Here is a 24118-nt window from a genome sequence, read left to right as displayed (position 1 = left end):
AAGAGGTCTCAGGCAGCGCGCTCGGCATCCGCCACGATGACGTTGATGCCCGCCGAGCGCATGCGCGACAGATGCGAGATCGGAATGTCCTCGTCGACAACGACGGCATCGAATTCCTGAAGCGTTGCGAAGTGGTGCAGCGCGCGCCGCTCGAACTTGGTGTGATCTGCAAGAAGCACCCGCTTGGCGGAGCTTTCGAACATCGCCCGTTTTGTTTCCACCGTCTCTGGCGACTGGTGATAGACCGCATCACCGACGATGGCCGAGAGCGACATGAACACCGTATCGGCCCGCAGGCGGCGGATCTCGTTGGTGGTGATGTGGCCCATGAAGGCGTTGCACCAATTGTAGAACTGGCCGCCGAGACAGATCAGGTTGACGTCGTTGACGTCCTTCAATTCGTTGATGAGCACGAGCGAATTGGTGATGACCGTCAGCGGCACCTTGGCCGGCAGGAAGTTGGTCATCTCGTGCACGGTGGTGGCGTCATCGAGGAATATCGCCTGGCCCGGCTCCACGAAGCGCATCGCCGCCCTGGCGATCGCCTTCTTTTCCTTCGCCTGCTTCGTCGCGCGGTAGACGTCGGAGGATTCGATCAGGCTGGTGGGCGCAGCAGAGACGATGCCGCGCGTCTTGCGGAAAAGGCCGCGGCTGACGAGTTCATCGACGTCGCGATGCGCCGTCATCAGGCTGATGCCGAAGCGTTCGGTCAGGTCTTCGATGCGGATGGAGCCTTCGGCGATGACCGTCTCGGCGATCATCTGGCGGCGCACGAGCTGGCGCGCATGCCGGCTGTCGCTCGGCAGCTCTTCCGAAAGCAAATCCTTGACGTCGACTTTCTTGTTCACCGGAGGCCCTGCCATGCTTCGAGGATAGCGTGTCGTATCTCGTTTCGGGCGGCAAGGGAAATGCCAAGCGGAAAGGGGCGCCCGCGACGGGCGCCCCCCCGTGTCGATTACTCGCTCAGAACGAAGGGAGCGGTGTACTTGTCGACATTGTCCTTGGTGATCAGCAGGCAATCGAAGAGCTGCTTTTCGGTATCGACACCGGTGGAGCCGGTCTTGATCACGTTGTCAGCCTGCTTGACGGCCGCTTCCGAGAAGACGGCGACCGGCTGGAGGACGGTGTACTGCAGCTCTCCCGCCTTGATGGCCGCGACGGCATCCGGCGAGCCGTCGAAGCCGCCGACCTTCACCTGTTCCAGCTTGCCGGCTTCCTTGAGCGCCGCGATGGCGCCGAGGGCCATTTCGTCATTGCCGCTGATCACGCCGATGATGTCGGGATTGGCCTGAAGCAGCGACTGCATCTTGGCGTGGCCCTTGGTGCGATCCCAATCGGCGACTTCCTTGCCGGACTTTTCGAGATCCGGATACTGCGTCAGGACGGTTTCGTAACCGTTCGAACGGGTTGCGGCGTTGTTGTCGGAGGGTGCACCGAAGAGTTCGACATACTTGCCCTTGTCGCCGACCGCTTCGACCCACTGCTGCGCGCCGAGGGCGGCGCCCTGGGCGTTGTTCGAAACGAGCTGCGCCTTGGCGAGGCCTTCCTGGTTGATCTCGGCATTGACAAGGATGACCGGGATGCCGGCGGCAACCGCCTTCTTGACCGCACCAACCGAACCGTCGGCGTTTGCCGGGTCGAGGATGATGGCGACGGACTTGTTGGTGATGGCCGTGTCGATCAGGTTGCTCTCGGTGTTGGTATCGCCCTTGTGCGCGCCGACATTGGCCGTGTAACCGAGGCCTTCCGCCGTCTTCTTCGCCACTTCGCCTTCCGTGAACCAGTAGGGATTGGACGGATCGTTGACGATGACGGTGATCAGACCTTCGGCCCAGGCCGTGCTGAACAGCAGCGGCAGTGCGGCGGTCGCAGCGAAAAGTACACGCATTCCTTTTTTGAACATGGTCTCACTCCCTTGTTGAGTCCGGTTGCGCCGATTTTCGGCAATACTTTCCACTGCCGGGGCTTCGATGGTCCGCCTCCCCCAGCCGCAGTCAGTTCCTGTCAGTCGCCGCTTTCCCTAGCGGCGACCGTATTTGATGCTGTTCAACAGAACGGCGGTGACGATGACGGCGCCGGTGAAAACCGTCTGCCAGTAGGCCGAGACGCCGATGATCACGAGACCATCCGACAGGAAGCCGATCACGAAAGCGCCGAGCATGGTGCCGATGACCGTGCCGCGACCGCCCGTCAGCGCCGCCCCGCCGATCACGACGGCGGCGATCGCCGTCAGCTCGTAGGTCGTGCCGGCCGTCGGACCTGCGGATGTGAGCTGCGAGGACAGCACCAGGCCGGCAACGGCCGCGCAGACGCCCGACAGCACATAGACGGTGATTTTCACGCGCTTGACCGGCACGCCCGACAGTTCCGCCGCACGCTCGTTGCCACCGGAGGAATAGAGCCAGCGGCCGAACGCCGTGCGGGCAAGCAGGATGTGGCAGACGACGGCGAAGACGAGGAGCACGATGACGCCGATCGGCACGCCGGCGAGACGGTTGAAGCCGAGCCAATCGAAGCCGGTATTGCCGAGTTCCGGGCGCCCGCCGAGATTGTTGTAGGTGAGGCCGTTGGTCATCAGGAGCGCGATGCCGCGGGCGACATAGAGCACGCCGAGCGTCGCAACGAAGGCCGGCACCCGCAGATAGGCGATCAGCACGCCGTTGACCGCGCCGACGACGGCGCCGAGCAGGCAGGTCAGCACCACCACCACCCAGACCGAGGGATAGAGGATGATGCCGAGCTGCGGCAGCGTCACGCCCTGCATGAGGAAGCCCGCGACAACGCCGGCGAGCCCGAGCGTCGAGCCGACGGAAAGGTCGATACCGCCATTGAGGATGACGAGCAGCATACCGATGGCGAGCAGGCCGAAAATCGCGACATGCGAGGCCATGATCAGGAAATTGCTGACCGTGAAATAGTTCGGCGACATCAACGAGAAGACGACGATGATGGCAATGAGCGCGAAGAAGGCGCGGCCCTCGAACAGGAGCTCGATAAAGCTCTTCTTGCGCTTGCCGCCGCTCGCCGCCGCCTTCGTCTGGATTGCAGGTGTGACTGACATTGCTTCAGCGCTCCTAGAGCATTTCCAGCCGGAACATCGCCTCGGCGTCGGAGAATGCGGTAAAACAAGTATCTAGAATGAACCCGGCTGGGTTCGTTCTAGTGGGCGTGCACGGCTTCGCCCGAGGCGGCCATGATCTGTTCCTTGGTCACGTCAGGACCGAATTCCGCCGAAATGCGGCCGCGCCGCATGACGATGATGCGGTGGGCGATGCTGAGGCATTCGCCGACCTCCGACGTGGTGTAGACAACGGCAAGGCCCTGCTTCGCACGCTCGGCGAGCAGCTTGAACACCTCGGCCTTTGCGCCGATGTCGATGCCGCGGCTCGGCTCGTCGAGCAGGATCACCTCCGGATCGGTCGCCAGCATCTTGCCGATCACCACCTTCTGCTGGTTGCCGCCGGAGAGCGAGCCGATCGCAGCATCACCGCCATCGGTCTTGATATGCACCTTGCGGATCGCCTCGCCGATAAGGCCGGCCTCGCGCGCGGTCGAGGTGAAGAGGCCGCGCGTGAACGCGCCGAGGCTGGCGAGCGACAGGTTGCGGCCGACCGTCATCGTCTGCACCAGGCCGTCGCGCTGCCTGTCCTCCGGCACGAGCACGAGGCCGTCGCGAATGCAGGCGGCAATCGACTGGCCGGTGACGTCCCGGCCCTTCAGCTTGACCTTGCCGGCCGTCGCCTTCAGGCGGCCGGCAACGGTTTCGAGCAGCTCGGTGCGTCCCGCACCCATCAGGCCGTAGATGCAGACGATCTCCCCCGCACGCACGGCAAGCGACATGCCGTCAACGACGGAATAGCCCGCGCCGCCCGGATCCGGCACGGTCAGCCCCTCGATGGAGAGCGCGACGTCGCCCTTGTCGTAGCCTGACGGCGGCGAGCCGAGGTCGAAATTGTCGCCGACCATATGCCGCACGATCCATTCGAGATCGATGTCCTTGCGCTCGGCATAGGCGGTCATCGCCCCGTCGCGCAGCACCACCGCATGGTTGGTGATCTGCAGCGCCTCTTCGAGATGGTGCGAGATGTAGACGATCGAGACGCCGCGGTTCATCAGGTCGCGGATGACCTTGAACAGGACGTCGACTTCCGAGGCCGAGAGCGCCGAGGTCGGCTCGTCCATGATCAGGATGCGTGAATTGACCGAAAGTGCGCGTGCGATCTCGACGATCTGCTGCTGGCCGAGACGCAGGTCCTCGACCGGGGTCAGAGGATCGATATCCTCTTCGAGTTCTTCCATCAGGAGCCGCGTCTGGCGCTCTTCTTCGGCGAAGTCGACACCCGTCGCCGTCATGATTTCGCGACCCATGAAGATGTTGTCGCGAACGTTCATGTTCGGCGCGAGGCTGAGCTCCTGATGGATGATGGAGATACCGCGGTCACGTGCTTGGGAGGATGACGCGAAAACGATAGGTTCTCCATCGAGAATGATTTCACCCGATGTGGGCTGCACCACGCCGGAGAGGATTTTCATCAGCGTCGACTTGCCGGCGCCGTTTTCGCCGAACAGCGTCGTCACCTGGCCGCGATGGATGTCGAAGTTGACGCCCTTGAGGGCATGCACACTACCGTAGGATTTCGCCACGTTGCGCGCGGCAAGCACGACTTCACCCTTCCGGCCGGTTTCCGCAAGCGCGCTCATTGGACGTCGAGCCTCACCGGGGTGACGATCCAGCTCTTCGGGTTGACGAGCTTGATGACGCCGATCACCGAGACCGTCTTGCCGCTGAGCGCCGCCGGATCGATGCCCGACAGCACGACCTTCTTGACCTCGTTGTTGATGGCCGAACCGGCATCCTGGTATTCGATCTGGTTCTTGAACTGGCCGAATTCGATCTGGCCGGTGGCATCGCGCAGATCCGTGCCGTTGAGCGCCGGGCCGGTCTGCACACGCACGGTCAGCTCGGCGGGCAGCCCCTCGACCGCGACGACGTTGTAATTCGCCTTGCGCTCGCCGACGACGCCGGTGAATTTCACCGGAATGACCGGACCGACGGAGGTGGCGACGCCGTATTTCTCACCCGCCGCCTTCTTGTCCGCGGCGACCGCCTGCGACAGCTCGACGGCGCCGACAGCCCGCGTCTCGACGCTCTGCTTGATCAGCGGGAACTGTTCCGCGCCATACGCTTCCGGCGAAAACTTCTGGACCTGCACGTCGGCCTCCGAGCCGATGCGCACGATCGTCGTGTCGAAGACCATGGCGCCGAGCAGCACGACGGCGGCGGCGACACCGATCCAGCGATAGCTTTTCGCAGGCTGGGGCGATTTTGCGAGCGCAGCGTCAGTCATGTCGGTTGGCCTTGCAGTTGAACGAGGGATTTTCCGGGCGGACACGTCGATAGGGCGACGGCAAAAGGGACAAGCCCAAAGCGTTGCGGCCGCAGGTCGAATTCTTTCGAACAGAACATGTCACGATGTCCTCCCCATGAACGGCGCCGGCCCGGCCTCCTCACCTGCCTTGCGCTGCAGTGCACACAATTTCGCAATTGCGATATATGCGTGTTATATGTCGCAGTATATATGTTAAATTAACACAGGCTGTCAATCGGCTTTTTTTAACAACATCGTGTACAGCCCTGGTCCTGAGCGATAGTTCGGCGGCAAAGGAATGGGCATCGACGCGTCCTTCTCACCCACACGATCGCAGATCACCGTCACCGCCAGTGCATATCGGAAAATAAACTAAAATATTGATATTAAACGAGAAAAATGGAACTTATCGAATAGCAAGGAAGCCCGATCGACAGCCTTCGGGCAACAAAAGCACGCTACGCGACAGCGCCGCCCCATAAAAAGCGAGCCGCAACGAATTCCCCGATAGCTACCCATCATAACTGAAAAAAAATTCGTTGTTCGAAAAATTTTACGAGACACATGATAACTTTGTGTTATGTTCCTGTGTGAAATTCGGGCGGCCCGTGGTAGGTTCTTGAGGCAAGTCGAAAGAATTCGATTTGGGAACCCACACACATTTCCAGAGAGACTGTCGGGAGGATCGAATGCTCTCAATCGGATCAGGCGAGACGACGCGGGCAACCGCGGGCGCTGCGGGCCTTTCCCATGGCTGACGCGGCGGATCTGATCATCGGCGTCGATGCCGGCACATCCGTCATGAAGGCCGTCGCCTTCACACTCTCCGGACGCCAGATCGCCAGCGCCTCCGTGCGCAACACCTACACGACCGCCGATGACGGCGCCGTGACCCAATCACTCGACCAGACCTGGCTCGACTGCACCCGCGCGCTGCGCGGCCTTGCGGAGAAGGTCGAAAACCTTGCAGACCGCACCGCCGCCATCGCCGTGACCGGCCAGGGTGACGGCACCTGGCTCGTCGGCGCCGGAAACCGCCCGGCCGGCGACGCCTGGTTGTGGCTCGACGCCCGCGCCGCGCCGACCGTCGAGCGCCTTGCCGCCTCCGATGCCGACCATGCGCGTTTTGCGGCGACCGGCACCGGCCTCAACACCTGCCAGCAGGGCGCGCAACTCGCCCATATGGACCGGTATTTTCCGGACCTGCTGGCCGGCGCCGAAACGGCAATGCACTGCAAGGACTGGCTCTACCTGAACTTGACCGGTGTGCGCGCCACCGACCCGTCGGAAGTGAGCTTCACCTTCGGCAATTTCCGCACCCGCGCCTATGACAGCGACGTGCTCGCCGCCCTCGGCCTTACCCATCGCCGCAACCTGCTGCCGGAGGTAATCGAGGGCACGGAAACCGTTCATCCGTTGACGGCGGAAGCTGCCGCGGCAGCCGGCCTGAAACCTGGAACGCCCGTCTGCCTCGGTTATGTCGACATGTGCATGACGGCGCTTGGCGCGGGCGTGCGCAGCGAGGGCCGCAACGCCGCCTGCTCCGCCATCGGCTCCACGGGTGTGCACCTGCTCGCAAAACCGGTTTCCGAGGTCGTGCTCAACGCCGAGCGCACCGGCTATGTCATCGCCCTGCCGATCCCCGGCGTCGTCACCCAGGTCCAGACCAATATGGGCGCCACGATCAATCTCGACTGGCTGCTCCAGCTCGGCGCTGATCTTTTGGGCGAATTCGGCATCACCGTCGGCCTCAACGAGATGATCGGCCGCGTCGATCAGTGGTTCGCAACAAGCAAGCCCGGCAACATTCTCTACCATCCCTACATTTCCGAAGCCGGCGAGCGCGGGCCCTTCGTCAACGCCCGTGCCCGCGCGAATTTCACCGGGCTTTCCAGCCGCCACCGCTATCCCGACCTCGTACGCGCCGTCGTCGAAGGCCTCGGCATGGCGACACGCGATTGTTACGCCGCCATGGGCACGCTTCCCTCGGAGCTTCGCGTTTCCGGTGGCGCCGCCCGGTCGGCCTCGCTGCGCGGCACGCTCGGCGCAGCGCTGGGCGCGCCGGTGCGCGTCTCGACGCGCGAGGAGGCGGGCGCCGCGGGCGCATCGATGATGGCGGCCGTTGCCATCGGCGCGTATCGCACGATGGACGACTGCATCGCCGATTGGGTGACGCCTGAGCTCGGCGCGGCCGAGCCCCCGAAGCCTGAAGACACCGAACGCATGACGCGCCTCTTCGCCGCCTATTCGGACGTGCGTCGAGGCATCGCGCCCGCCTGGAACATTCTGGCGGCGCGCTGAAGCAAGGAGATTGAGATGAACGAGCCTGAGCGTATTGACCTCTTCGTGATCGGCGGCGGCATCAACGGCGCGGGCATCGCGCGCGATGCGGCCGGCCGCGGGCTGAAGGTCGTGCTCTGCGAAAAGGACGACCTGGCGGAAGGCACCTCTTCCCGCTCGGGAAAGCTGGTGCATGGTGGTCTGCGCTATCTCGAATATTACGAGTTCCGCCTGGTGCGAGAGGCACTGATCGAGCGCGAGGTGCTGCTCAACGCCGCCCCGCATATCATCTGGCCGATGCGCTTCGTGCTGCCGCACAGCCCGCAGGATCGCCCCGCCTGGCTCGTCCGCCTCGGCCTCTTCCTCTATGATCATCTCGGCGGCCGCAAGAAACTGCCGGGAACACGCACGCTCGACCTCGCACGCGATCCCGAGGGCACGCCGATCCTCGACCAGTACACTCGCGGCTTCGAATATTCCGACTGCTGGGTGGACGACGCCCGCCTCGTCACCCTCAACGCCATCGGCGCCGCCGAAAAGGGCGCGGTTGTCTTGACCCGCTCGCCCGCCGTCTCGGCCCGCCGCGAAAATGGCGCCTGGACCGTCACGACAAAGAACAGTCTGACCGGCGAAAACCGCAGCTTCCGCGCCAAGTGCCTCATCAACTGCGCTGGCCCCTGGGTTTCCGACGTCATCAACCGCGTTGCCGGCTCCAACTCGACGCGCAATGTGCGCCTCGTCAAGGGCAGCCACATCATCGTGCCCAAATTCTGGGCGGGATCCAATGCCTATCTCGTGCAGAACCACGACAAGCGCGTCATCTTCATCAACCCCTACGAGGGCGACAAGGCGCTGATCGGCACCACCGACATCGCCTACGAGGGCCGCGCCGAGGATGTCTCTGCCGACGAGGGTGAGATCGACTACCTGTTGAAGGCGGTGAACCGCTACTTCAAGGAGAAGCTGCGCCGGCAGGATGTGCTGCATTCCTTCTCCGGCGTGCGTCCGCTCTTCGACGACGGCAAAGGCAACCCGTCTGCCGTCACGCGTGACTACGTCTTCGACCTCGACGAAACCGGCGGTGCGCCGCTGCTCAATGTCTTCGGCGGCAAGATCACCACCTTCCGCGAGCTTGCCGAACGCGGCATGCAGCGGCTCAAGCATGTTTTCCCGAACATGGGAGGCGACTGGACCGAAAAGGCGCCTCTTCCCGGCGGCGACATGCCGAACGCCGACTACGAAACCTTCGCCAACAGCCTGCGCGACACCTATCCCTGGATGCCGCGCAAGCTGGTGCACCACTACGGCCGCCTCTATGGCACGCGCACGAAAGCCGTCGTCGCCGGCGCGAGCGGCCTCGACGGTCTCGGCCGGCATTTCGGCGGGCAATTTTATGAGGCAGAGGCGCGCTATCTCGTCGCCAGCGAATGGGCGGAGACGCCGGAGGACATCCTCTACCGCCGCACGAAACACTACCTGCACCTAACGGAAGCCGAGCGCGCGGCCTTCGCCGACTGGTTCAACGCCGCCCGCCTCGCCGCGGCCTGAGGATTGTTATGTCGCTGACGCTCTCGCTCAACACCAATCCGCTGGTCAACCGTTTTGCCGATCCCGACGACCTGATCGACACTGTCGCGCGCGATCTCAAGCTGCGCGATCTGCAGTTGACCCATGAATTCATCAATCCAAGCTGGAACGCAGCGACCATCCGCCGGCTGACGCGGCAGATGGACCGGGCACTGGAGCGAACCGGCGTGCGCGTCACCTCGGGCATGACCGGCCCCTATGGCCGTCTCAATCATTTCGGCCATCCGGATGCGGATGTGCGCCGCTACTATGTCGACTGGTTCAAGACCTTCGCCGATATCATCGGCGATCTCGGCGGCACCTCCGTGGGCACCCAGTTCGCCATCTTCACCTACAAGGATTACGACGATCCCGCCCGCCGCGAAGAGCTGATCCGGATCGCCATCGACTGTTGGGCCGAGGTTGCAGAGCACGCCAGGGGTGCCGGCCTTTCCTATGTCTTCTGGGAGCCGATGAGCATCGGCCGCGAATTCGGCGAGACGATCGACGCCTGCCTGTCGCTGCAGGACCGGCTGACCGCCGCGAACATGGCGATCCCCATGTGGATGATGGCCGACATCGACCACGGCGACGTCACCTCGGAAAACCCCGACGACTTCAATCCCTACGCCTGGGCACGCGCGGTACCGAAAGTGTCGCCGATCATCCACATCAAGCAGAGCCTGATGGACAAGGGCGGGCACCGACCTTTCACCGCCGCGTTCAATGCCAAGGGCCGCATCCAGCCCGAACCGCTGCTGAAAGCCTTCGCGGACGGCGGGGCCGCCGACAACGAAATCTGCCTCGAACTTTCCTTCAAGGAGCGCGAGCCGAACGATCGCGAGGTCATTGCGCAGATCGCCGAAAGCATCGCCTTCTGGGCCCCGCACATCGATACCGGTGCGTCGGACCTCAAGCTGGGCTGACCATTTTGTAAGCGCTTGCTAAGACTGGGCCTGAAGACCGCTTCCGGTTGCAAGGCACGACAGGACATCGCTGATGACCGACAATGAAGATTCCCTCGCCGTCCGCGCCGCCTGGCTGCACTATGTCGGCGGCTTCACCCAGTCCGCCGTCGCCAAACGGCTGGGCATCCCCTCGGTCAAGGCGCACCGGCTGATCGCGCGCGCGGTCGCCGAGGGCGTGGTGAAGGTCAGCATCGACGGCGACATCGCCGAATGCGCCAATCTGGAGATGGAGCTTTCGACCCGCTACGGGCTCGATTACTGCGAAGTATCGCCCGATATCGACGACGATCCACTGGCGCTGACGACGCTCGGCCATGCCGGCGCGAATTTCCTGCGCCGCGAGATCGAACGAGGCGAAGCCGCCGTCATCGGCCTTGGCCATGGCCGCACGCTCTCCGCCGCCGTCCGTCACCTGCCGCGGATCGGCGCGAGCGGCACCCGCTTCGTCTCGCTGCTCGGCGGCCTCACCCGCAACTACGCCGCCAATCCCTATGACGTGATGCATCGCCTCGCGGAAAAAACCGGCACGCAGGCCTATGTAATGCCCGTGCCCTTCTTCGCCAACACGGAAGAGGACCGCGAGGTGCTGCTCTCCCAGCGCGGCGTCAGCGAGGTGTTCGACCTCGCCCGCAGCGCCGATCTGAAAATCGTCGGCATCGGAACGGTCGACAATCAGGCCCATCTCGTCAAATCCGGCATGTTGCAGCCGGACGAGCTGGAGGAGATCGCGGCGCTCGGTGGCGTCGGCGAACTTTTAGGCCATTTCTTCGACGCCAAGGGCCGCATCCTTGAGACAGCCGTGACAGCGCGCACGCTGGCCGCTTCCTTCTCCGAGGCGGGCGGCGACCGGATCGTCGCCATCGCCGGCGGTCCTGTCAAAACCGAGGCCATCCGCGCCGTGCTCTACAGCCACAAGCTGTATGGGCTCATCACGGACGAGCGGACGGCCCGGCAGCTCCTGCAAAACTCAACATGAGAAAAATCTCAAAATCACATTTTTAATGTTATAATCCGGAAGGAGCGATGTTATAAGCCGCCATGCGACGGAGGACGCCTTGAAACGGGAAGAGCGCAGGCAGGAAATCATCAATCTGCTGGTCGAAAGTCGGGCCGTCGAGCTCGACGACATCGCGGCGCGCTTCGGCGTCTCCAAGATGACCATCCACCGCGACCTCGACGATCTCGAGAAGGCCGGCGTGCTTCGAAAAGTGCGCGGCGGCGCAACGATCGACGCGGGCACCCAGTTCGAAAGCGATTTCCGGTTCCGTGAATTGCAGGAGGCCGACGTCAAGCGGGAACTCGCCGAAACAGCCGCCGAACTGGTCGAGCCCGGCATGACCGTCATGATCAACGACGGCTCCATGGCCTCCGTGCTCGGCGACGTACTCTGCGAAAAGAAGCCGATCACCCTCATCACCAACAATGCCGCGATCCTGGAGCGCGGCAAGGGCCTGTCCGGCGTGACGCTGATCGGCCTCGGCGGCGTCTATTCGGCAAAGTTCAACGCCTATTTCGGCATTGTGACGGAAGAGGCGCTGTCACGGCTGAGAGCCGACATCGCCTTCGTCTCGGCCCCGGCGGCATCGGGACGCCTTGCCTATCATATGGACGAGGCGGTGGTGCGCACCAAGCGGGCGATGATGGCGGCGAGCCGCCAGAAATGCCTGATGATCAACAGCCGTCGCTTCGGCCATACGGCGCTGCATGTGCTCGCCGATCTTTCCGAATTCGACACGGTCGTTTCAGACAAACCCCTGCCACACGACACAACCGCGGAACTCATCGGCGGAAAAACGACGGTCAGGATCACACAGGAGAAAACGCCATGAGCCGGAAATTCTGGGTCGGCACGAGTTGGAAGATGAACAAGACGCTGGCCGAGGCAAAGCTCTTTGCCGAAGGCCTCAAGGCGGCTGACGGCAACCGCGATGCCCGCATCCAACGCTTCGTCATCCCGCCCTTCACTGCCGTGCGCGAGGTCAAATCACTGCTTGCCGACACCTCCGTGAAGGTTGGCGCACAGAACATGCACTGGGCGAACGACGGCGCCTGGACCGGCGAAATCTCGCCCGTCATGCTGAGGGACTGCAATCTCGACCTCGTCGAACTCGGCCATTCCGAGCGCCGCGAGCATTTCGGCGAGACCGACGAGACGGTCGGCCTCAAGACCGAGGCGGCGGTGCGCCATGGTCTCGTGCCGCTGATCTGCATCGGCGAAACACTCGCCGATCGCGAGGGCGGCCATGCAACCGAAGTGCTCGCCCAGCAGGTGCGCGGCGCGCTCTCGCGGCTCGACGCTACGCAGAAGCAGGCAACAATCCTGCTCGCCTACGAGCCCGTCTGGGCGATCGGCGAAAAGGGCATCCCGGCCACCGCCGACTACGCCAATGCACGCCACGCCGAGATCGCCGAAGTTGCGGAAAACATGCTCGGTCGGCGCATTCCCTGCCTCTATGGCGGTTCGGTCAATCCGCAGAACTGCGAGGAACTGATCGCCTGCCCCGATATCGACGGGCTCTTCATCGGCCGCTCAGCCTGGAAGGTTGAAGGCTATCTCGACATTCTGGCGCGCTGCGCCGCCACGATCTGAAAAGGAGATCTCCCATGAAACTCGCCATTGCCGGTGACAGCGCGGGCGAAGGCCTCGCAAAGGTTCTCGCCGATCATCTGAAGGACCGCCATGAGGTGCATGAAGTCTCGCGCACCGATGCCGGCCCGGACGCCTTCTACGCCAATCTTTCCGACAGGGTCGGCTCCGCCGTCATCGCCGGCGAATACGATCGCGCGATCCTTGTTTGCGGCACCGGCATCGGCGTGTGCATCTCGGCAAACAAGGTGCCGGGCATCCGCGCCGCGCTGACGCACGACACCTATTCGGCCGAACGCGCCGCACTGTCCAACAACGCGCAGATCATCACGATGGGCGCGCGCGTCATCGGCTCGGAACTGGCAAAGGCTATCGCCGACGCCTTCCTCGCCCAGACCTTTGACGAAAACGGCCGCTCGGCCGGTAACGTTCAGGCGATCAACGACGTCGACGCCAAATACAACGCGGGCAAATAAACCCGGTCGCGAAAGCGGAATGCGATCTCCCGCATTCCGCTTTTCGTAAGAGCTTACGAACCGAATGCCGTCGCGAGCTTGCTGGCCGGCGGCGGGGCATAGCCGCCAAGGCGCGAGGTGCGCATGTTTAGGGCGCCCATGGCCTCGGCGAGTTTCACGGCACAGGTCACGCCATCGAGCACGGGCAGGCCGTGTTCCTGTGCGAGATCATTGGCAAGGCCGGCCATGCCGGCGCAGCCGAGCACGATCGCCTCCGCCCGGTCCTCGGCGACGGCGATCCCGATCTCCGCGCTGATCTTCTGGCGCGCATTGGAACCGGGCTGCTCCAGTTCCAGCACTGCAACTTCCGAGGAGCGCACCCGCGCGCAACGCGCCGCAAGGCCGTAGCGCGCAAGATTGTGCTCCAGTGCCGGCACGGAACGGGCCAGCGTCGTGACGACGGAGAACTTGTTCGAGATCATCGAGGCAAAATGATAGGCCGCCTCGCCGATGCCGATGACGGGTTTGTCTGTCAGGCAGCGCGCAGCATCGAGCCCCGTGTCGTCGAAACAGGCGATGACGACAGCGTCGCAATCCGGATTGTCCTTGATGACGCCGAGCAGGCCGGCGAGGCTCATCGCCTCGTCGAAATAGCCTTCGATGGAGACCGGACCATTCGCCGGATTGACCGCGACGATCTCGGTCCCGGCAGAGGCGGCGCCAAGCGCCGCCTTACCGATATGGTCCGTCATCGATGCTGTCGTGTTGGGGTTGATGACGAGGATTTTCATTTTAGAGTTCGCCTCCGAGGTAGGCAGCCTTGATGCGGTCGTCGTTCATCAGATCCTTGGAATTGCCTGACAGCGCGATCGACCCGGTGGAAAGCGCGTAAGCGCGGTTGGAGATGGACAGCGCCATGCGGCTGTTCTGCTCGACGAGGAGGATCGAAACCTTCTCGTCGCGGCTGATGGCGACGATGGCGCGGGCGATGTCCTGCACCAGTTTCGGCGCGATGCCGAGCGACGGTTCGTCGAGGAGCAACAGTTTCGGACGGGCCATCAGCGCGCGGCCGATCACCATCATCTGCTGCTCGCCGCCCGACATGGTGTTGGCCTGCTGATGGTAGCGTTCGCGCAGGCGCGGGAAACGCGTCAGCACGTTTTCCAGCGTCTGCTCGATCTCCGCCTTGTCGGTGCGGGTGAACGCTCCCATCAGGAGGTTGTCCTTCACCGACATCAGCGGAAAGGCACGACGTCCCTCGGGCACCATGGAGATGCCCTTGCGCACCACATCGGCGGCGGAGGTGCCGTCAAGGCGCGCCCCCTGGTAAAAGATCTGGCCGGACTTCACCGGCCGAAGACCGGTGATCGCCCTGAGGATCGAGGACTTGCCCGCCCCGTTCGCGCCGATCAGCGCGACGGTTTCGCCTTCGTCCACATCGATGGAAACGCCCTTCAGCGCATAGATGTGGTCGTAGTAGAGTTGGATATTCTCAACGCTCAATATCTTCGTCATGGCTTACATCCCGATCGCCGCATCTTCGGAGCCGAGATAGGCCTCGATGACCTTCTCGTTCTCGCGGATTTCCTGGGGGGTGCCCTCGGCCAGCTTCTGGCCGAAGTTGATGCACACGATGCGGTCGCTGATCTTCATGACAGCGGGCATGTCGTGCTCGACGAGAAGCACGGTGACGCCGCGCTCGTCACGCAGGCGCCGCACGAGGCCGACCATCTTCATCGTCTCGTCATGGTTCATGCCGGCGAAGGGTTCGTCGAGCAGGATGACCTTCGGATCGGTGGCAAGGCCGATCGCCATGCCGAGCGCGCGCAGATGCCCCTGCGGCAGGTTCGAGGCGAGTTCGTTGCGGATCGCCTGCAGGCCGAGGAAATCGACGATGTCGTCCGCCGAGGCCGCAAACGCCGCCTCGTCATCCTTCGCTTGGCTCGTGCCGAGGAAGAAGCCGAAGAGGCTCGCCTTGGAGCGCAGGTGATGGGAGACGATGATGTTTTCGCGCACCGTCATGGAGCGGAAGATCGTCGTTTCCTGGAAGGTGCGCACCACGCCCATGCGGGCAACCTTGTGCGGGGCGAGGCTGGAGATGCGCGTGCCGTTGAACAGCACCTCCCCGCTGGTCGCCGGCACGAAGGAGGAGATCAGCTTGAACAGCGTCGATTTCCCCGCGCCGTTCGGGCCGATCACCGAGAGGATCTCGCCCTTGTTGACGTCGAAGGAGACGTCGTTGACAGCCGTCAGACCACCGTAGCGCTTGGTGATGTTGCGGATTTGCAGGATGGTGCTCATGCGCGTCCCTCCTTCTTGTCGAGAAGGCTCAAAACCCCGTTCGGCAGGACCAGCATGAGGAGGATCATGACGCCGGAATAGATGAGGAGCTGATATTCCCGGGCGATCGACAGGAGGTCCCAGCCGAAATAGAGCAGGAGCGTGCCGAGCATCGGGCCAAAGACATAACCGAGACCGCCGAGGAAGCAGTAGAGCATGAAGTTCACGCTGTCGGCGACCACGAAGGAGGACGGATAGATCGACTGGGCGATGGAGGCGAACATGGCGCCCGCAATGCCGCCGAAGAACGAGGAAATCGCATAGGCGAGCACCCGGAGATAGGCGGTGTTGACGCCGATCGAGGCCGAAAGCTCTTCATTCTGCTGGAGGCTGCGGCAGAGATGCCCAAGCCGCGAATTCACGATGCGCCACAGCACCAGGTAGGTGATGACCATCAGCACCACGGCCATGAGGTAGAAACCGAAGCGCGGGTTGGAGAGCGTGCCGAAGGCCGGGATGATCGTCAGGCCGAAGATGGAGAGCTCGCCGGGCAGCGGGATCGAGGTAATGCCCTTGGCACCGTTGGTGACGGGCAAGGCGAGCGCGGAAAGGCGTGCGACCTCGGTCAGAACAAGCGTCACCATGGCGAAGTAAACGCCGCGGAGCCTCAGGATCGGAAAGCCGATCAGCACGGAGATGACCGCGCAGAACAGGCCCGCCAGCGGCAACGTCAGCCAGAAGGAGACGCCGGCCTGGGTGACCAGGATCGCCGAGACATAGCCGCCGACCAGCGCGTAGGCGCCCTGACCGATATTGATGCGGCCGATGTAGAAGGTGAGCCAGACGCCGGCAGCACCGACGGAGAGCAGCGCGACCGAGGTCAGCGTGTAGAAGAAATCCACGCGTCCGGTGGCGCTGATGAACAGCGGCACGAGCACGAAGACAACGAGAAGGAGGATGGCGAAGCCGAGAAGCTTTTTCGTGTTCATGATCTCAACCCCACGGCTTGCCCATCAGCCCCTGCGGGCGGATGGCGAGGAACACCATCAGCGAGGCGAAGATCACGAGATAGGTGATGTCGCCATAGGCCGAGAGCACGGTGAGGCCGACGCTCTCCATCATGCCGAGGATGAAACCACCGGCAATCGCCCCGGAAATCACGCCCGCACCGCCGATCATGATCATCAGGAAGGCCTTGACCGAGGTCGGACCGCCCATGCCGAGATTGACGCCGGTAATGGTGACGAGCAGGCCGCCGACAAGGCCAGCCAGCATCGCGCCGAGCGCAAAGCCGATCATCGAATAGCGCGAGACGTTCACGCCCATGAGCTGGGCGGCCATCTTGTCCTGCGCGAGTGCCCGCATGGCGCGGCCGGTCTTGGAGTAGTTCATGAAGCCGATGAAGGCCACGATGAGCAGGATGGCGAGCACGCCGATCAGGATGCGGTCGTAGGGCATGATGATGCGCATATCGAGATTGAGCACGCCGTTGACGATCTTCGGCACGCCGCGCTGCTTTTCCCCGAAGAGCAGCAGGATGACGGCATCGAGGAAGAAAGCGACGCCCGCTGCAAGCAGCATGGTCGATTCATCCCGCTTCGAGCGGCGCACGACCGGCGCGAAGAGGAACTTCTCGATGGCCGCGCCCATGACCGCCAGTACGATCGCCGAGGCGAAAAGGCCGACAATGAAAGGCAGGCCGAGCTGAACGACGACGGTGTAGGTGACGAAGCCGCCGAAGACGTACATCTGCCCGTGGGCGAAGTTCAGCACGTTCATCAGCGAGAAGATCAGCGTCAGCCCGAGGGCGATCAACGCATATTGCGCACCAAGGTAGAGACCGTTGGCAATTATCTGTTCCATCGTGAGCCTCCAATGGAAAGAAGGTTCAGGCAAAAAGGGACCCGGCCGGACGACGCGCCGTCCGGATCCCCCATCTTATCAATGCCTAGGCTCCGATCAGTCGACCTGACCGACGAACAACGTCTCGAACTTGCCGCCCTTGTACTCGTTCACGACGAGCGGGACGGAGATCTGCCGCTTCTGGCCAAAGGACGTCATGCCGACATATTTCAGCTTGGCGTCGCCCTTCATGAAGGGGTTGGCGGCTTCGAACGTGTCCATCGTCTTCTTGAATTCATCGACATTGTCGATCGCAGCGGGGTTCGCCTTGAGCGTCTCGATGATGTATTCGAGCGCATAGACCTTGGTGTTCGACTCATCGTTATACTCACCGAACATCTTCGTATAGCGCTCGACGAATTCCCGCATCGCGTCGCTCGCAAGCTCCGGCGTGGACGCGCCACCAACGGAAATGAAGCCGTCCGCGAGTTCTCCCGCACCTTCCTGCAGAACGCTGGCATCCTGCCCGGTTTCCGTCGAGATGAGGCCGGTATAGCCGAGTTCGCGTGCCGAGCGGATCAGCTGCGGGGCATTGGCCGGCGAAACACCGGAGAGCACCAGCAGGTCTGGCGAAGCCTGAATAACGGGCAGCAGCACCGGGGTGAAATCGGTGGTGTCCACCTGATAGGTCACGTTGCCCGACACGACTTCAAGCCCGAGCGCCTCGGCGGCGGCAATACCGGATTCCCGCTGGCTCAGCGGATCGGATTCGTTGGCGGCAACGAAGGCCACCTTCTTCACGCCCTTGGTTTCCTTCAGGAACTTGTAGATGGCAGGACCGGACTGGTAGTTCGCCACCATGCCAAGGATCGCGTTCGATGCCGGCGCGGTGAAGAGTTCCTTCGGGAAGGCATAGGGGAAATACATGATGCCGTTCTGCTCGGCGACCGGGCGCACGGCGGCGGCACCGTCATCGACGTTCGGGCCGACGACATAGTGCACGCCGTCCTGCGCCATCTTCTCCATGCCTGCAATGGCACGCTTGGGGTCCTTCTGGTCGTCGAAGGGCACGATCTCGATATTGTAGGTCTTGTCACCGATCTTGACACCGCCAAGCTCGTTCAGCCAGGCCGCGCGCGCTTCCATCGAGCGCTGGTTCGAAACACCCCAGGACGCGGCCGGGCCGGAAGTGACACCGACGAAACCGACCTTCAGCGTGGCATTCTCGGCATAAGCCATCATCGGCATCGACAGCATGGTCGCGGCGGCAAGGGCGGAGATCTTCAGAAATGTGCGCTTGTGCATGATGTTCTTCCTCTGGGCCATTGATCTGTTTTTGATAGGCGCATGGGTCGCAAGCGGCGGCCCCACTCGGCCTTGGCAGAGGCATTGAGCGCATTGTTAACGATCTTGTCAAGTGGTTGTGAACACGCGATACTGTTCCGTGTCAACGAAATCGGCGCTTGTTGGTCAACCAAATCGGTCTTATTTAGGGGCTGTGCAACAGACTGCGCGTGTCAGGGTGAATTCGGTGGTTGATGTAGGCAGGGAAAACCTGGTTGAGGCGGAAGAGATCGACGAGAGCGATATCGTCGATCGCATTTTCGAAGCGGTCATCGAACAGCGATTGCCGCCGGGCACGAAGCTTTCGGAATCGGCCCTGTGCGACGCTTTCGGCGTCGGGCGCATGCGCATCCGCCGCAGCCTGCTCCTGCTGGCGAGCCGCGAAGTCGTGGAACTGCATGCCAATCGCGGCGCCTTCGTCGCCTCGCCGACGCCCGAGCAGGCCCGCGAAGTCTTCGAAGCCCGCCTCGCACTGGAGCCGAACATCGCCCGTCTTGCCGTCCAGCGCGCAAACGAGGCGGACATTGCCGCACTGACCCGCCATCTGGAAATGGAATATGTGGCGCACAAGGAGCGCCACCGCCACGACGCGATTCGCCTGTCCGGCCAGTTTCACACGCTGCTGGCGCAGATCGCCGGCAATGCCATCCTCATCCGCACGATGAAGGAACTGGTGACCCGTACTTCGCTGATCATCGGCCTGTTCGGGGCACCCGGCGTCAGCAATTGTCGCGACGACGACCACGCCGCCATCGTCGGCGCCTTCCACACGCGCGATGCTGAAAAGGCAGCCTGGATGATGACCCTGCATCTGCGCCACATCCAGGAGCATCTGGAAGCGGGCGCAAAGACCTCCGACAGCGTCGATCTCATGGCCCTGTTCGGTAAGGCGTGATCCGCCGGGTCTCCAGCAGGCAGCATGGCCCGCGCCAATCCTCGGCCGTGCCTGCCGGCGATGCGCAGGGAGGACACAGACGAAACGTCAGGGCGATGATGCCTTTTCCTCCGGCCGCTCGATGCGGATGGCCGGATCGAACCGGTAGCGCGTCGTTATGGCGAGCCGGTAGCCGTTGACATCGGCATCCGAGACGGTCGCCACCGGACGGTAGCTGGCAGGGTCGAAATAGGCCGTGACACGCGTATCCAGCGTGCCGATCTTCTGACGGAAGACGAAACCACGGTAGGACTTGCCCTCGAAGGTCACCTCGCCGGGGCACTCGAATTCCCGTGCATTTTGATCGTAAACATAACGATCGGCCACCACGCTCTCGAGCGACTGCTGCAACTGCTCCACCGGCATCGGAACCCAGGCCCCGTTCGCCAGGGTCCACCCCTCCTCGCCGATAATGATGAAATCTGCCTGGGTATTGAGCCCCGACGTCTTCATGCGCAGGCCTTGCGTCATGTCGAAAAGCGAGGAGGAAGCCATGCGCCGCACCACCGCTCCATCCGATGCCAGCACGTCGGCCACCACTTCGACCCCGTAGCGCACCGCATCCGGACGGTGCCGGTTGATCCCGGTGAAATCCGAAAGGCAGTCGGCCCAGCCATCCTGCCCTGTCGAAACCAGAAGGACCCCCGCCAGAAAAGCGACCCTGATGTTCAACTGCCTCTCCCCCGCCACGAGCACGATGGTTCGCACGAGAGGGAACGCATCAGCCGCCCCGCCTATTCACGTTGCCCCCGCGTCTTCCCGCGGCACGCGGATACCCGCCAAGAGAGGCTCTTTCGGCTCAGCTGCGCTCGATATCCCGCCTGAGCACGATGGAGGTCGTCAGGTCTTCGACATTGTCCATGGTCGAGACCTCGTTTCGCAGTTCGTTGAGCGCGTTGATCGAGCCGACCTCCACCTCCACCACGAGATCAAGCTGGCCGCTGACGGAGGAGACCTTGCGCACCGCGGAAAAGCCGGCAAGGCGATCCAGCACGCCGATCGAGGGCGTGCGCTTGAGGGTGACAAGCAGAAAGGCCTGGATCTGCCCGTCATCGAGCTGGCCGATGTCCGCCCGGTAGCCGCGGATGATGCCGGCCTTTTCCAGCCGGCTGACACGCTCGGTGGTGGCGCTGCGCGACAGGCCGATCCGCCCCGCCAGCGACTTCATTGGAATGCGCGCCTCGCGGGAGAGAATGCTGAGGATCATGCGGTCGATGGCGTCCGTATCCTGCATGGCCCCTTCCCAATTCGCGCCGACAAGATGACGGTTATTATAAACAGAGTGCCGGCACAACCGGCATAATGCCGGATGCGCCGCCGCGTCGTCCATGCAACTCTTTCGGCAGGAACGAGGATGACCATGAACGACATGCTGAAGACGACCCCGGATTTCTCCATCGACGCCGCCGCAGCGCTGCTTGCAGAGCATTACGGTCTCTCCGGCACGCTTTCGCCGCTGGCCAGCGAACGGGACCAGAACTTCAAGGTGGAGACGACGGAAGGCACCTTCATCCTGAAGATCATCAACGCTGCGGAGCCGGAGGTCGAGAGCGACTTCCAGACGGCGCTGCTCGCCCATCTCGGCACCCATGCCGGCGACCTGCCGGTACCCCATATCCGTCCGACACTGTCGGGCGGAAGCCTTGCCTCCACCACCAGCCCGCACGGCGTCCAGCATCGTATCCGGCTGGTGAGCTGGGTCGAAGGCAGGCCACTCGCCGAGACGGAGCGCAGCGATGCCGCGCTTCAGTCCCTCGGCCGGATGCTTGGCCGCTTCGATGCCGCGCTGAAGGGCTTCATGCATCGGGGTGCCCTGCGCGATCTCGACTGGGACATCCGCCATGCCGGCCGCTCCGCCGCACGCCTGCAGCATGTCGCCGCCGCCGAGGACCGGGCATTGATCGAGCGCTTCCTCAGGCGCTTCACCGCCATCGCCTCGCGCCTTGCAACGCTGCGCGCCGCGGTAATCCACAATGACGCCAACGACTGGAACGTGCTCGTCGATGCAGCCGATGCCGACCGCATTTCCGGCCTGATCGATTTCGGCGATGCGCTGCATGCACCCGTCATCGCCGAAGTTGCCATCGCAGCCGCCTATGCCGGCCTCGACCACGGCGACCCGATCGGCGCGGCTGCCGCCATTGTCAGCGGTTTTCATGCCGAATATCCGCTGCAGGAGGAGGAGGTCGATCTGCTCTACGACCTCATCGCCATCCGCCTCGTCACCTCGGTGACCATCTCCGCCTCCCGCCGCAGCCATGCGGAGGACAACCCCTATCTCGCGATCAGCGAGCGTCCGGCCTGGACGCTGCTGCGCAAGCTCGACCGCATGAACCCGCGTTTCGCCACCGCCATCCTGCGCAAGGCCTGTGGTTTCGAGACCGCACCGGGCGCCCGCACCGTCGCCGGCTGGATCGCGAAGAACCGCAAGACACTCGCCCCCCTGCTGGAGCGCCCGGCCGCGACCTATCCGGCAGCCCTTGTCCCCTACGGCGACCCAGTCCACCCGATGACCGTCAAGTCCGCCGCCGAGCAGCCGGACGAGGCGCAGGCGATCTGGGAAGCACATTGCCGCGAGAACGGCATCGAGCTCGGCATCGGCCCGTTCGGCGAGGAGCGCACCGTCTATGCCGGCGATATGTTCGTCTCGCGCTTCATCGAAAAGACGCGCCGCACCCGCCATCTCGGCCTTGACCTCTTCATGGCCTCCGGCACGAAGCTCTACACGCCCCTGCCGGCGACTGTCGTCAGCGTTGAGATCGAGAAGGACCCGCTCGGTTACGGCTGCCTGATCGCGCTTCGCCACGAGCCGGAGGACTGCCCGCCCTTCGTCAGCCTCTGGGGTCACCTCGCACATGAAGCCCTGGGGCGGCTCAAGGCAGGGGAGCGGCTAGAAGCAGGCGCGCTCGTCGGCGAAATGGGCGCACCGACGGAAAACGGCGGCTGGGCGCCGCATCTCCATCTCCAGCTCTCTGCCGACACCAACCTCTCCGCCACCGAAATCCTCGGCGTCGGCGAACCGCGCTATCTCGACGTTTGGGCAGAGCTTTTCCCCGATGCTAGCACCTTTGCCGGCATCGCCGGGGAATTCTACGAACGCCACGGCCGCTCGCATGAGGAGATCGTCAAGCTCAGGCGCGAATTGCTGCTGCCGAACCTGTCCATCTCCTATGATAAGCCGATCAAGTTCGTACGCGGCGAAGGCGTCTTCCTGATCGACGACAGCGGCCGGGCCTATCTCGACTGCTTTAACAATGTCTGCCACATCGGCCATGCCCATCCGGTCGTGGTGGAGGCGATGGCGAAGCAGGCGGAAACGCTCAACACCAACACCCGCTACCTGCATGACAACATCGTCGCCTATGCCGAGCGTCTGACGGCAACGCTGCCGAAGGAGCTGACGGTCGCCGGCTTCGTCAACAGCGGCTCGGAGGCCAACAGCCTGGCGCTGAGACTGATGCGGGCGCATACCGGCCGCGAGAATGCCATCACGCTCGACTGGTCCTATCACGGCACGACACAGGAGCTGATCGACATCAGCCCCTACAAGTTCCGCCGCAAGGGCGGCAAGGGACCGAAGCCCCATGTCCATGTCGCGACCGTTCCCGACAGCTATCGCGCGCCCGACAACTGGTCGGTCGAAGAGCACGGCAAGCGCTTTGCCGAAAGCGTCGCGGAACTGATCGCCGGCATGCAGGCGAAGGGCGAAGGTCCGGGCTTCTTCATCGCCGAATCCATTCCGAGCGTCGCCGGCCAGGTCTTCCTGCCGGAAGGCTACCTGAAGGAGGTCTACCGGCTGGTGCGCGAGGCAGGCGGCGTGTGCATCGCCGACGAGGTGCAGGTCGGCTTCGGCCGCGTCGGCAGCCATTGGTGGGCCTTCGAGACGCAGGGTGTCGTGCCCGATATCGTCACCATGGGCAAGCCGATCGGCGACGGCCACCCCATGGCCGCCGTGGTGACGACCCGCGAAGTGACCGACAGCTTCAACAACGGCATGGAATATTTCAACACCTTCGGCGGAAACCCGGTTTCCTGCGCCGTCGGCCTTGCCGTGCTCGACGTCATCGAAAGCCAGGACCTGCGCGGCAATGCACTGACCATCGGCAACTATCTGATGGACGCCTTCCGCGCCATGCAGACACGCTACGACGTGATTGGCGACGTGCGCGGCCTCGGCCTCTTCCTCGGCATCGAGCTCGTCACCGACCGCAGGACGAAGGCACCCGCCACCGAGTTCGCCCGTGCCGTCTCCAACGGTGCCCGCCGCCGCGGCGTTCTGATGGGAACGGAAGGGCCGCATGACAATGTCCTGAAGATGCGCCCGCCGATGATCTTCTCGAAGCGGGACGCCGACCACCTGATCGCCGTGCTCGAGGAAACCTTCGCCGACGTCGCCAAGACGCTCGGCTAAGGCAAACGCCACCACCACGCAACAACTTGCCGCCGGGAAGGATCGCCTTCCCGGCCAGGATGACGCATGCCCAAAATCAACA

Annotated in this window: 22 protein-coding genes; 9 read left to right on the top strand and 13 right to left on the bottom strand. The window is 63.3% G+C overall.

Annotated elements, in window-relative coordinates; genetic code table 11:
* Window positions 1-8: 8 nt before the first annotated feature.
* From P9A16_RS00385 to P9A16_RS00365, 5 genes are all read right to left on the bottom strand, one after another.
* Window positions 9-863 (bottom strand): DeoR/GlpR family DNA-binding transcription regulator, encoded by an 855-nt coding sequence (locus tag P9A16_RS00385; RefSeq protein ID WP_197032949.1) that lies wholly within the window; start codon window positions 861-863, stop codon window positions 9-11.
* A 92-nt stretch (window positions 864-955) separates the two neighbouring features.
* Complete coding sequence (locus P9A16_RS00380) at window positions 956-1903, bottom strand: D-ribose ABC transporter substrate-binding protein (RefSeq protein WP_024271312.1); 948 nt, start codon at window positions 1901-1903, stop codon at window positions 956-958.
* A gap of 117 nt (window positions 1904-2020) precedes the next feature.
* The gene (locus P9A16_RS00375) at window positions 2021-3061 is read right to left on the bottom strand and encodes an ABC transporter permease (RefSeq protein WP_023517348.1); all 1041 of its coding nucleotides are present in this window, start codon (window positions 3059-3061) and stop codon (window positions 2021-2023) included.
* Window positions 3062-3159: 98 nt separating this feature from the next.
* Window positions 3160-4701, bottom strand: a complete 1542-nt coding sequence (locus P9A16_RS00370; protein WP_024271311.1) for a sugar ABC transporter ATP-binding protein — start codon at window positions 4699-4701, stop codon at window positions 3160-3162.
* Window positions 4698-5348 carry a DUF2291 family protein gene (locus P9A16_RS00365; RefSeq protein ID WP_023517504.1) on the bottom strand — a complete coding sequence of 217 codons (651 nt, stop codon included), beginning with the start codon at window positions 5346-5348 and terminating at the stop codon, window positions 4698-4700. Before P9A16_RS00365 ends, P9A16_RS00370 begins: the two co-directional genes overlap by 4 nt.
* A gap of 771 nt (window positions 5349-6119) precedes the next feature.
* On the opposite strand from P9A16_RS00365, the gene P9A16_RS00360 reads away from it, so the two are divergent.
* From P9A16_RS00360 to derI, 7 genes are all read left to right on the top strand, one after another.
* On the top strand, window positions 6120-7670 hold the full coding sequence (locus tag P9A16_RS00360; RefSeq protein ID WP_023516469.1) for an FGGY-family carbohydrate kinase: 1551 nt from the start codon (window positions 6120-6122) through the stop codon (window positions 7668-7670).
* 15 nt (window positions 7671-7685) lie between these two features.
* Window positions 7686-9197 carry a glycerol-3-phosphate dehydrogenase gene (locus P9A16_RS00355; RefSeq protein WP_023516468.1) on the top strand — a complete coding sequence of 504 codons (1512 nt, stop codon included), beginning with the start codon at window positions 7686-7688 and terminating at the stop codon, window positions 9195-9197.
* Window positions 9198-9205: 8 nt separating this feature from the next.
* Complete coding sequence (locus P9A16_RS00350) at window positions 9206-10141, top strand: sugar phosphate isomerase/epimerase family protein (RefSeq protein WP_023516467.1); 936 nt, start codon at window positions 9206-9208, stop codon at window positions 10139-10141.
* A gap of 73 nt (window positions 10142-10214) precedes the next feature.
* Window positions 10215-11159, top strand: a complete 945-nt coding sequence (locus P9A16_RS00345) for a sugar-binding transcriptional regulator (protein ID WP_023516466.1) — start codon at window positions 10215-10217, stop codon at window positions 11157-11159.
* Between the two features lie 79 nt (window positions 11160-11238).
* Window positions 11239-12012 (top strand): DeoR/GlpR family DNA-binding transcription regulator, encoded by a 774-nt coding sequence (locus P9A16_RS00340; protein ID WP_023516465.1) that lies wholly within the window; start codon window positions 11239-11241, stop codon window positions 12010-12012.
* A complete protein-coding gene (locus P9A16_RS00335; protein WP_024271310.1) occupies window positions 12009-12773 on the top strand; it encodes a triose-phosphate isomerase in 765 nt (254 codons plus the stop codon). The genes P9A16_RS00340 and P9A16_RS00335 overlap by 4 nt, the downstream gene beginning before the upstream one ends.
* Before the next feature lie 14 nt (window positions 12774-12787).
* Window positions 12788-13246 carry a D-erythrulose-4-phosphate isomerase gene (gene derI, locus P9A16_RS00330; RefSeq protein ID WP_023516408.1) on the top strand — a complete coding sequence of 153 codons (459 nt, stop codon included), beginning with the start codon at window positions 12788-12790 and terminating at the stop codon, window positions 13244-13246.
* A 53-nt stretch (window positions 13247-13299) separates the two neighbouring features.
* Here derI and P9A16_RS00325 read toward each other — a convergent pair whose 3' ends face one another.
* The 6 genes from P9A16_RS00325 to P9A16_RS00300 form a co-directional block, all read right to left on the bottom strand.
* Window positions 13300-14016: an aspartate/glutamate racemase family protein gene (locus P9A16_RS00325; RefSeq protein WP_023516407.1), complete on the bottom strand. Its 717-nt coding sequence runs from the start codon at window positions 14014-14016 to the stop codon at window positions 13300-13302.
* 1 nt (window position 14017) lies between these two features.
* Window positions 14018-14740 (bottom strand): ABC transporter ATP-binding protein, encoded by a 723-nt coding sequence (locus P9A16_RS00320; protein WP_023516406.1) that lies wholly within the window; start codon window positions 14738-14740, stop codon window positions 14018-14020.
* A 3-nt stretch (window positions 14741-14743) separates the two neighbouring features.
* Entirely contained in the window at window positions 14744-15526 is a 783-nt protein-coding gene (locus P9A16_RS00315; RefSeq protein ID WP_023516405.1) for an ABC transporter ATP-binding protein, read from the bottom strand.
* Window positions 15523-16494 carry a branched-chain amino acid ABC transporter permease gene (locus P9A16_RS00310; protein ID WP_024271309.1) on the bottom strand — a complete coding sequence of 324 codons (972 nt, stop codon included), beginning with the start codon at window positions 16492-16494 and terminating at the stop codon, window positions 15523-15525. The genes P9A16_RS00315 and P9A16_RS00310 overlap by 4 nt, the downstream gene beginning before the upstream one ends.
* Window positions 16495-16498: 4 nt before the next feature.
* Entirely contained in the window at window positions 16499-17368 is an 870-nt protein-coding gene (locus tag P9A16_RS00305; protein WP_024271308.1) for a branched-chain amino acid ABC transporter permease, read from the bottom strand.
* A gap of 96 nt (window positions 17369-17464) precedes the next feature.
* Window positions 17465-18652, bottom strand: a complete 1188-nt coding sequence (locus P9A16_RS00300; protein WP_024271307.1) for an ABC transporter substrate-binding protein — start codon at window positions 18650-18652, stop codon at window positions 17465-17467.
* Window positions 18653-18878: 226 nt separating this feature from the next.
* Between P9A16_RS00300 and P9A16_RS00295 the strand changes: the two genes are divergently transcribed.
* A complete protein-coding gene (locus tag P9A16_RS00295; protein WP_024271306.1) occupies window positions 18879-19586 on the top strand; it encodes a GntR family transcriptional regulator in 708 nt (235 codons plus the stop codon).
* A gap of 87 nt (window positions 19587-19673) precedes the next feature.
* Here P9A16_RS00295 and P9A16_RS00290 read toward each other — a convergent pair whose 3' ends face one another.
* Window positions 19674-20297 carry a hypothetical protein gene (locus P9A16_RS00290; RefSeq protein ID WP_023512665.1) on the bottom strand — a complete coding sequence of 208 codons (624 nt, stop codon included), beginning with the start codon at window positions 20295-20297 and terminating at the stop codon, window positions 19674-19676.
* Window positions 20298-20424: 127 nt separating this feature from the next.
* On the bottom strand, window positions 20425-20859 hold the full coding sequence (locus tag P9A16_RS00285) for an Lrp/AsnC family transcriptional regulator (RefSeq protein ID WP_024271305.1): 435 nt from the start codon (window positions 20857-20859) through the stop codon (window positions 20425-20427).
* A 126-nt stretch (window positions 20860-20985) separates the two neighbouring features.
* Here P9A16_RS00285 and P9A16_RS00280 point away from each other — a divergent pair, with 126 nt between their 5' ends.
* Complete coding sequence (locus tag P9A16_RS00280) at window positions 20986-24036, top strand: aminotransferase class III-fold pyridoxal phosphate-dependent enzyme (protein WP_278025616.1); 3051 nt, start codon at window positions 20986-20988, stop codon at window positions 24034-24036.
* Window positions 24037-24118 lie beyond the last annotated feature (82 nt).

Source organism: Shinella sp. 838 (assembly GCF_029623935.1).
Lineage (GTDB): Bacteria > Pseudomonadota > Alphaproteobacteria > Rhizobiales > Rhizobiaceae > Shinella.
This window is presented reverse-complemented; position numbering and strand designations above follow the sequence as displayed.

What these genes read in the sequence shown, in the direction of transcription:
- P9A16_RS00385 (WP_197032949.1), bottom strand. Translation starts at nt 863, where the DNA reads ATGGCAGGGCCTCCGGTGAACAAGAAAGTCGACGTCAAGGATTTGCTT.
- P9A16_RS00380 (WP_024271312.1), bottom strand. Translation starts at nt 1,903, where the DNA reads ATGTTCAAAAAAGGAATGCGTGTACTTTTCGCTGCGACCGCCGCACTG.
- P9A16_RS00375 (WP_023517348.1), bottom strand. Translation starts at nt 3,061, where the DNA reads ATGTCAGTCACACCTGCAATCCAGACGAAGGCGGCGGCGAGCGGCGGC.
- P9A16_RS00370 (WP_024271311.1), bottom strand. Translation starts at nt 4,701, where the DNA reads ATGAGCGCGCTTGCGGAAACCGGCCGGAAGGGTGAAGTCGTGCTTGCC.
- P9A16_RS00365 (WP_023517504.1), bottom strand. Translation starts at nt 5,348, where the DNA reads ATGACTGACGCTGCGCTCGCAAAATCGCCCCAGCCTGCGAAAAGCTAT.
- P9A16_RS00360 (WP_023516469.1), top strand. Translation starts at nt 6,120, where the DNA reads ATGGCTGACGCGGCGGATCTGATCATCGGCGTCGATGCCGGCACATCC.
- P9A16_RS00355 (WP_023516468.1), top strand. Translation starts at nt 7,686, where the DNA reads ATGAACGAGCCTGAGCGTATTGACCTCTTCGTGATCGGCGGCGGCATC.
- P9A16_RS00350 (WP_023516467.1), top strand. Translation starts at nt 9,206, where the DNA reads ATGTCGCTGACGCTCTCGCTCAACACCAATCCGCTGGTCAACCGTTTT.
- P9A16_RS00345 (WP_023516466.1), top strand. Translation starts at nt 10,215, where the DNA reads ATGACCGACAATGAAGATTCCCTCGCCGTCCGCGCCGCCTGGCTGCAC.
- P9A16_RS00335 (WP_024271310.1), top strand. Translation starts at nt 12,009, where the DNA reads ATGAGCCGGAAATTCTGGGTCGGCACGAGTTGGAAGATGAACAAGACG.
- derI (WP_023516408.1), top strand. Translation starts at nt 12,788, where the DNA reads ATGAAACTCGCCATTGCCGGTGACAGCGCGGGCGAAGGCCTCGCAAAG.
- P9A16_RS00325 (WP_023516407.1), bottom strand. Translation starts at nt 14,016, where the DNA reads ATGAAAATCCTCGTCATCAACCCCAACACGACAGCATCGATGACGGAC.
- P9A16_RS00320 (WP_023516406.1), bottom strand. Translation starts at nt 14,740, where the DNA reads ATGACGAAGATATTGAGCGTTGAGAATATCCAACTCTACTACGACCAC.
- P9A16_RS00315 (WP_023516405.1), bottom strand. Translation starts at nt 15,526, where the DNA reads ATGAGCACCATCCTGCAAATCCGCAACATCACCAAGCGCTACGGTGGT.
- P9A16_RS00310 (WP_024271309.1), bottom strand. Translation starts at nt 16,494, where the DNA reads ATGAACACGAAAAAGCTTCTCGGCTTCGCCATCCTCCTTCTCGTTGTC.
- P9A16_RS00305 (WP_024271308.1), bottom strand. Translation starts at nt 17,368, where the DNA reads ATGGAACAGATAATTGCCAACGGTCTCTACCTTGGTGCGCAATATGCG.
- P9A16_RS00300 (WP_024271307.1), bottom strand. Translation starts at nt 18,652, where the DNA reads ATGCACAAGCGCACATTTCTGAAGATCTCCGCCCTTGCCGCCGCGACC.
- P9A16_RS00285 (WP_024271305.1), bottom strand. Translation starts at nt 20,859, where the DNA reads ATGCAGGATACGGACGCCATCGACCGCATGATCCTCAGCATTCTCTCC.
- P9A16_RS00280 (WP_278025616.1), top strand. Translation starts at nt 20,986, where the DNA reads ATGAACGACATGCTGAAGACGACCCCGGATTTCTCCATCGACGCCGCC.